We start from the raw sequence: 7,700 nt of genomic DNA, 5'->3' as shown, positions 1-7,700 counted from the left end.
GGCGTGCTGACCGCCTGGGCGCCCGGCGCGGAGCGCCTGCTCGGCCACCCGTCCGAGCTCGCCGTCGGCCGGCCCGCCGCCGATCTGCTGGCCGCACCGCCCCCGCCCGGCGCGCTCCGCGCCCTCGCCCGCGCCGAGGAGTGGCGCGGCCGCCTCCTGCTGCGCCACCGCGACGGGTGGTCGGTGGCCGCCGAGGTGCGCGCCACACCGGTGCGCGGCGCGCACGGCGCACGCGCCTGGGTGCTGGCCGCCGAGGAGCCGCCGGAGGCCGCCGGCGGGCGCGGGGAGCTCGGTGCCTGGGCCTTCGACCAGCTGCCGATCGGCGTCGCCGTGTACGACAGCGACGCCCGCCTGGTCGGCGCCAACCACGAGGTGCTGCGGATCATCGAGGCCCGCGAGGAGGCCGTCCTCGGACTGCCGATGAGCACCGTCGTCCGGATGCAGCCGGGCCTGCCGCACGACCGGATCGAGGAGCTCATGGCCCAGGTGCTCCGGACCGGCGAGACCGTCCGGGACGAGAGCTTCGTCCAGGTGCCGGGCGATGCCCGGGCGCACGCCTGGGCGACCGTGCTCTACCCGCTGAAGGACCCGGACGGCCGGGTCCGCGGCGTGTCGGTCGGCGGCATCGACATCACCGGGCAGCACCGGGCCCGCCAGCGGCTCGCCGTCGTCAACGCCGCCGCCGTGCGGATCGGCACCACCCTCGACGTCGCCCGGACCGCCCAGGAGCTCGCCGACGTCGCGACCGAGCAGTTCGCCGACTTCGTCAGCGTGGACCTGCTCGACTCGGTCTTCCAGGGTGCCGGGCCCTTCGACCGGCCGGGGGCGCCGTCCGGCGCCGGACCGGACCGGCCGCCGGCCGCCGAACGCTTCGCACCCTCCGGGTCCGACGGCCTCCCGCCCTCCGGGCGCGCCGCGTTCCGCCGGGCGGCGCAGCAGTCCGTGCTGCCGGGCTGCCCGGAGTCGACGGTCGAACCGGGCCGGACCGACCACTTCACCGACGACTCGCCGCTGGCCCGCGCGCTGGTCACCGGCCGGGCCACCCGGCACCGCGTGGACGACCCGGACATCCGCCGCTGGCTGGCCGCCGACCCCGTGCGCCAGGCCGGTGTCTCGGCCTTCGGCATCCACTCGTTCATCGTCGCTCCGCTGCTGGCCCGCGGGAACACGCTCGGCCTGACCATCCTGGTGCGCCACCGCACGGCCGACGTGTTCGACGCCGACGACCTGCTGCTCGCCGAGGAGATCACCGCCCGCGCCGCCCTGTGCGTCGACAACGCCCGGCGCTACACGTACGAGCGGAACACCGCTCTCGCGCTCCAGCGCAGCATGCTGCCGCAGCGCGCACCCCGGCACGCGGCGGTGGACGTCGCCTCCCGCTACCTGCCGGCCGGGCCGCGGGCGGGCGTCGGCGGCGACTGGTTCGACGTCATACCGCTCTCCGGGGCGCGGGTCGCGCTGGTGGTCGGCGACGTCGTCGGGCACGGCATCCACGCCTCCGCCACCATGGGCCGGCTGCGCACGGCGGTGCGGACCCTCGCGGACATCGACATGCCGCCCGACGAACTGCTCACCCACCTCGACGACCTGGTGCTGCGGCTCGACCGGGAGCTGGAGCCGCAGGACGGCGACGCCGGCGGCGACGAGGGCGGGACGTCCGGCGCCGACATCGGTGCCACCTGCCTGTACGCCGTCTACGACCCCGTCGCCCGCCGCTGCACGCTCGCCCGGGCCGGCCACCCCGGGCCCGCGGTGGTCCACCCGTCCGGCGCCGTCGAGTTCCCCGAACTCCCCGCCGGGCCGCCGCTCGGGCTCGGCGGCCTGCCCTTCGAGTCGACCGAGCTCGACCTCGCGGAGGGCAGCCTGATCGCGCTCTTCACCGACGGCCTGGTCGAGTCCGCCGGGCACGACGTGGACGTGGGGCTCGGCCGGCTGCGCCGGGTGCTGCTGACCGCCGGCCCCTCGCTGGAGCGGACCTGTGACGACATCCTCGCCGCCCTGCTCACCGGAGCCCCCGCCGCGGACGACGTGGCGCTGCTGCTGGCCCGCACCCGCGCGCTGGACGCCTCCCAGGTCGCCACCTGGGAGGTGCCGGCGGAACCCGCCGCGGTCGCCGCCTCCCGCCGGCTCGCCGTCGAGCAGCTCGCCGCCTGGGGTCTGGAGGAGGTCGCCTTCGTCACCGAACTGGTCGTCAGCGAGCTGGTCACCAACGCGATCCGGTACGGCCGGCCGCCCGTCCAACTGCGGCTGATCCACGACACCAGCCTGATCTGCGAGGTCTCCGACGCCAGCAGCACCGCCCCGCACCTGCGCCGGGCCCGGACCTTCGACGAGGGCGGCCGCGGGCTGCTGTTGGTGGCCCAGCTCACCCAGGCCTGGGGCACCCGGCACACCCTGCACGGCAAGACCATCTGGGCGGAGCAGACCCTGCCGTCGGCGTGACGACGGTGCAGTGCGTCGGCGCCGAAGGAGGGCGGCCGGGTCAGGGGCGCCGGCCGGCCAGTGCGGCCGCGGCGGCCGCGGTGTGCGGGCCGACGCCGAGGGCGAGCGCCTCGCGCAGGTCGGCGCCGGTGTCGACGTCGCGGCGCACCGACGGGACCCGGGCGACGCGCAGTTCGCTGGCCCCGCCCGCGGCGTGGCGCTCCCGTGAACGCCCCCCGAAGGCCGGCCGCAGGGTGTCCCCGGGCGGGCAGGTGAGCAGGGTGGTGCCCAGGCCGGGCGCGTCCGGGAGGAAGGCGCGGCCGAGCGGGCGGGCGGCGGCCAGCACCCGGGTGAGTTCGGCGGGCCGCAGCGCGGGCAGGTCGGCGGAGAGGGTGGCGACGGGGGAGTGCGGGGCGAGGGCCGCCGCGTGTGCGGCGCCGTGCGCGAGCGCCGCATTGAGCCCGGTGCCGGGTTCATCGGTGACCACCACCGCGCCGAGCGCGGAGAGCAGCGCCCCGGCCTCCGGGTCGCGGGTGACGGCGACCAGCCGGGCGACCGCGGGCGAGGCGAGCGCGGCGGCGGCGGTGTCGAGGGCGAAGGCGAGGGCCAGCCGGGGCCGGTGCGCCCCGGCGAAGGCCGCGAGCCGGGTCTTGGCGAGTCCGAGCGGTTTCACCGGGAGCACCACCGACCAGCCCGGCCGGGGCGCCGGGTGCCCGGGACGCCCGCCCGGTCCCTCGGTCTGCTGCTCGCTCACCGGGACATTCTCCCGACCCGCGGCGGCGGTCGGCCAGCGGGATCGCCGTCCCACCCCCGTGCCCCCGGTCACGTGCCGCCGGCCGGCCCCGGGTGTCCGTGCGCGGCGGTCCGCGCGGAATCGCCCCGACTCTGTTACCTACTGGTAAGTCACACTCTTCCCAAGCGACCTGACGCCGTGGGAGCCTGCGGTACCGATTGATCCGACCCGGTGCGCGGCCCCCCGCGCGGGCGACCGCGCCCGCGCCGTCCGCCGTGCACTCCCACCCTCACGAAGGGCCTGGACCACGTGAAGAGTCTGACGGGCAAAGTTGCCGCCACCGCCCTCGGCGCCGCCGTCCTGACCGGCGTCATGGCCGCCCCGGCCGGCGCCGCCACCACCTCCGCCGCGCCCCGGACGGCCCCGGCCGTCGCCGCACCGTCGGCCGCCCGCGCCGCCGGCGTGACCGAGGCGCAGTGGATCTCCGACGTCTCGGCGGCGCTCGCCCCGGCCCGCCCGTGGATCGAGCAGCGCACCGCGGCCCTGCACGGCGAGCGCCCGGCGATCGTGCTCGACATCGACAACACCAGCCTGGAGACGTACTTCCACCCGTTCCTGATGCCGGCCGTGCAGCCGACCCTGGACGTGGTCCGGTACGCGAAGTCGCGCGGTGCCGCGGTCTTCTTCGTGACCGCCCGTCCCGAGTTCATCGAGCCGGTGACCCGGTTCGGTCTCCAGCACGCCGGATACCCGGTGGACGGCCTGTACGGCCGCGACCTGGGCGAGCTCTTCGGGTCCGTCCAGGACTACAAGACGGCGAGCCGGGCCGACATCGAGCGGCGCGGCTACACGATCATCGCCAACATCGGCAACAACACCACCGACCTGGCGGGCGGCCACGCCGAGCGCACCTTCAAGCTCCCGGACTACGACGGCCTGCTCTCCTGACGGGGCCTCCTGCTCCCCCGGCGACCGCCGGTCCCCGGGGCGGCGCGGCGCCGCCGCCCCGGGGCTCAGCGCAGCAGGGCGAAGACGAGTGCACTGACGCCGCCGAGTGCGGTGCCGGCCAGCACCTGGGCCGGTGTGTGGGCCTTCAGGACCAGCCGGGACCAGCCGATCGCCGCCGCTCCGGCCGCGGCCGCGATCCCCGCCCACGGGCCGAACACCAGGGCGAGGACCAGCGCGGTGCCGCCGGCCACCGAGTTGTGGATCGAGATCTGCCAGCGGACGGTGACCGCCAGCGAGGACACCAGGCCGACCAGCATCGCCACCACCAGCGCGACCACCTCCGCCGGCGCGCCGAGCCCGCGCAGCAGGGCCAGGCCCGCCAGGACGCAGAGCAGGCTCGCCGCCATCGGCAGCACCCGCTGGCGACGGACCCGGATGTGCTTGTCGGTGAGCGCCCCGCGCCGTACGCCCCACAGGATCAGGGAGATCGGCAGGATGCCGCAGAACAGCGCGGCGAGCAGCCCCCAGCCGGGGCCGGCCCAGCCGGGCCGGCTGTGCCGCCCGACCAGCAGCAGCAGGCCGATGACGAGGTTCGCCGGGGCGAGCACGTCGGTGACGATCCGCGCCGCGCGCTCGCGCGCCGAGGCGGCGGCGTAGGACGGCGGCTCGGGCGGGCTGAACGTACTCATGTCGGGGTCTCCGGGCGGGCGCCCGGACGGGCGGACCCGGCCGGGACGGAACGGGCCGTCAGGCGAAGACGGCGAGACAGGAGATGGCGAGCGCGGCCAGCGGGAGGCCGACCCCGGGCAGCAGGGCGATCCAGGGTGAGCGGCCGCGGCGCCGGGCCACCGCGGCGGCGATTCCGGCGGCGACCAGTCCGGCGGCGAGTCCGGCCCACGGCAGCAGCACGAGCAGCCCCCACACGGCGGTGTTGCACAGCGCCCCGGCGGACGCCGCGGCACCGGTGCCGCACGAGTCGGTGCCGAACACCATGCCGAGCGAGAACAGTGCGTCGACGGCCGCGGCGAGCAGGCCGAACACCACCAGGACCGCGATGAGGGCGACGGGTGCCGGCCGCCGGGCGGCGGCGGGAGTGCCGGTAGTCATGGAGGGTCCTCACCACGGTGCTGGGCCGGTGGCACGGCGGGGTCCGTGGCGGCGCAGGCGGTATTCACTCACACCGCGCCGACCGGCCGCAACGCGCCCCCCTGGCCGGGTGGACCACTGGTCGATCGCCCTGCGGGAGCGGTGCGCCCTGGTGCCCGCGGCCAGTCGCGGCGGCCGCCGCGCCGCTGCTTGAATCGGGCCGCGGCCGCGAGCCGCACCCGGGCGCGGGCGCCGTGGGCAAGGCCCGACCTCCTCAACGGGCCGACCGGAGAACCGGCCCCGCGCCCCCGGGACGCCCGCCCCCCCCGGGCGCCGCGCACCCTCCTCACCTGGGCCCCCACCGCAGGTCACCGCTGTCCGGCACCCCCGCCGCAGAGCCGGGGTGCACAGGTGTTTACCCTGGGGTGAACACTTGTACACCCCTTCTGGACAGCGAACTCGGAGCACCATGCGCGCGGCAACGGAACCGCACCCCATCGACGACACCCCGCACCCCAGGCTGCTGGTCGGGGTGCTGGCCTTCTGCGGCGTGGTCGTCGCCCTCATGCAGACCCTCGTCGTCCCCCTGCTGCCGCACATCCCGGAGCTCACCGGCAGTACCCCGACCGCCGCCAGCTGGCTGGTCACCGTCACCCTGCTCACCGGGGCGGTCTGCACCCCGCTGCTCGGCCGGATCGGCGACATGTACGGCAAGCGGCGGGTGCTGCTCGCCTCGCTCGGTCTGCTGATCCTCGGCTCGGTGCTCTGCGCGGTCAGCTCCCACATCGGCGTGCTGATCGCCGGCCGCGCCTTCCAGGGCGCCGCACTGGCGGTCGTCCCGCTGGGCATCAGCATCATGCGCGACGAGCTGCCGCCCGCCCGGGTGCTCTCCTCGGTGGCGCTGATGAGCTCCACGCTGGGCGTCGGCGCGGCGGTCGGCCTGCCGGTCGCCGCCCTGGTGGTGGAGCACGCGGACTGGCACACCATGTTCTGGGTCTCCGCCGGGCTCGGCCTGCTGGACGTCCTCCTGGTGCTCTGGAAGGTCCCCGAGTCCCCGCTCCGCTCGGCCGGCCGCTTCGACGCGCTCGGCGCACTCGGCCTCTCCGCCGTCCTGGTGGCACTGCTGCTCGCGGTCACCCAGGGCGCCGACTGGGGCTGGGCCTCCGGTCGGACGCTCGGCCTGTTCGCCGCCGCCGTCGTCATCGGCCTGGCGTGGGGCGCGTACGAGCTGCGCCACGCCTCGCCGATGGTCGACATGCGCGTCTCCGCGCGGCCCGCCGTCCTGCTGGCAAACCTCGCCGCCCTGCTGATCGGCTTCTCGTTCTACGCGAACTCCCTGGTCACCGCCCAGATGGTGCAGGAGCCGAAGGCCACCGGCTACGGACTCGGCGCGTCCATCGTGGTCAGCGGCCTGTGCCTGCTGCCCGGCGGCGTCTCCATGGTGGCCCTCTCCCCGGTGTCGGCCCGGATCTCCGCCCGGTACGGTCCCAAGGTGACCCTCTCCCTCGCCGCCGTGATCATGGCCGTGGGCTACGTGGTGCGGTTCTTCACCAGCCACCAGCTCTGGATGATCATCGCGGGCGCCACCGTCGTGTCGGCCGGTACCGCGATCGCCTACAGCGCCCTGCCCGCCCTGGTCATCCGGGCCGTCCCGGCCGCCGAGACCGGCGCCGCGAACGGCCTCAACACCCTGATGCGCTCGGTCGGCCAGGCGGTCTGCAGCGCCGTGGTCGCCGCGGTGCTGGCGAACCTGACCTTCCAGGTGGCGGGCCGCACCGCCCCGACCCTGCACGCCTACCTGGTGGTCTTCCTGATCGCCGCGGGCGCCGCCCTGCTGGCCCTCGCGGTCACCCTGCTCCTGCCGGGCCGCGGCGCCGCGGTCGAGGTCATCGGGACGGGTGCGGAGCTCCGTCCGGCCGCGGTCGGCGAGGCCCGGGCATGAGCGCCCCGGCGGCCCCCGGTGGGCGGCAGGCCATCCTGCGGGCCGCCCGCCGGGCCTTCGCCCTCCACCCGTACGCCGAGGTCACACTGCGCGGGGTCGCCGCCGAGGCGGACGTCAGCGCCTCGCTGATCGTCAAGCTGTTCGGCAGCAAGGAGCAGCTCTTCGACGCGGTGACCGACTTCTCGGCGGCCGCCGACGACCTGTTCGCCGCGCCGCTGGACGGCCTCGGTCGGCACTTGGTGCTCAGCCTCGTGGGCGTGCGGCGGCAGTACAGCACCGACCCGTTGCTGCGGGTGGTCTTCGCGCTCGGCAAGGACGACGAGCGGACGGTCCTGCGGGACCGCTTCCGGGCCCAGGTCACCGACCGCCTGGCCGCCATGCTGACCGGCCCCGAGCCGGTGCTCCGGGCCGAGCTCGTGGTCGGCCAGCTGCTCGGGCTCGGCGCCACGTCGAGCATCCACCGCATCGGCGGGCGCAGCGAGCAGGCCGACCCGGAGCGGATCGCCGACCTGTACGGTCCCTGCCTCCAGTTGCTGATCGACGGCTGATCGACGGCCGGCCGGCGCGGAC

The 7,700-nt window shown here is 76.3% G+C and carries 7 protein-coding genes; 4 read left to right on the top strand and 3 right to left on the bottom strand.

All coding sequences use genetic code 11. From position 1 onward, the window contains the following. Nucleotides 1-2,442: SpoIIE family protein phosphatase (locus tag ACFV0G_RS30310; protein WP_380554960.1), on the top strand; the 2,442-nt coding region annotated here is incomplete at its 5' end. A 40-nt stretch (nt 2,443-2,482) separates the two neighbouring features. On the opposite strand, the gene cofC is transcribed toward ACFV0G_RS30310, so the two are convergent. Continuing rightward, on the bottom strand, nt 2,483-3,106 hold the full coding sequence (gene cofC, locus ACFV0G_RS30305; RefSeq protein ID WP_380554962.1) for a 2-phospho-L-lactate guanylyltransferase: 624 nt from the start codon (nt 3,104-3,106) through the stop codon (nt 2,483-2,485). A 357-nt stretch (nt 3,107-3,463) separates the two neighbouring features. Here cofC and ACFV0G_RS30300 point away from each other — a divergent pair, with 357 nt between their 5' ends. Continuing rightward, nucleotides 3,464-4,102: an HAD family acid phosphatase gene (locus ACFV0G_RS30300; RefSeq protein WP_380554958.1), complete on the top strand. Its 639-nt coding sequence runs from the start codon at nt 3,464-3,466 to the stop codon at nt 4,100-4,102. Between the two features lie 65 nt (nt 4,103-4,167). Here ACFV0G_RS30300 and ACFV0G_RS30295 read toward each other — a convergent pair whose 3' ends face one another. Continuing rightward, a complete protein-coding gene (locus ACFV0G_RS30295; protein WP_380554956.1) occupies nt 4,168-4,791 on the bottom strand; it encodes a hypothetical protein in 624 nt (207 codons plus the stop codon). A gap of 58 nt (nt 4,792-4,849) precedes the next feature. After that, nucleotides 4,850-5,209, bottom strand: coding sequence for a hypothetical protein (locus ACFV0G_RS30290; RefSeq protein ID WP_380554954.1), 360 nt, complete (start codon nt 5,207-5,209; stop codon nt 4,850-4,852). Between the two features lie 448 nt (nt 5,210-5,657). Between ACFV0G_RS30290 and ACFV0G_RS30285 the strand changes: the two genes are divergently transcribed. Then, entirely contained in the window at nt 5,658-7,130 is a 1,473-nt protein-coding gene (locus ACFV0G_RS30285) for an MFS transporter (RefSeq protein WP_380554952.1), read from the top strand. Continuing rightward, on the top strand, nt 7,127-7,678 hold the full coding sequence (locus tag ACFV0G_RS30280; RefSeq protein ID WP_380554950.1) for a TetR family transcriptional regulator: 552 nt from the start codon (nt 7,127-7,129) through the stop codon (nt 7,676-7,678). Before ACFV0G_RS30285 ends, ACFV0G_RS30280 begins: the two co-directional genes overlap by 4 nt. Nucleotides 7,679-7,700: the final 22 nt, after the last annotated feature.

Origin of the sequence: Kitasatospora sp. NPDC059571 (genome assembly GCF_042735675.1) — a bacterium.
GTDB lineage: Bacteria > Actinomycetota > Actinomycetes > Streptomycetales > Streptomycetaceae > Kitasatospora.
This window is presented reverse-complemented; position numbering and strand designations above follow the sequence as displayed.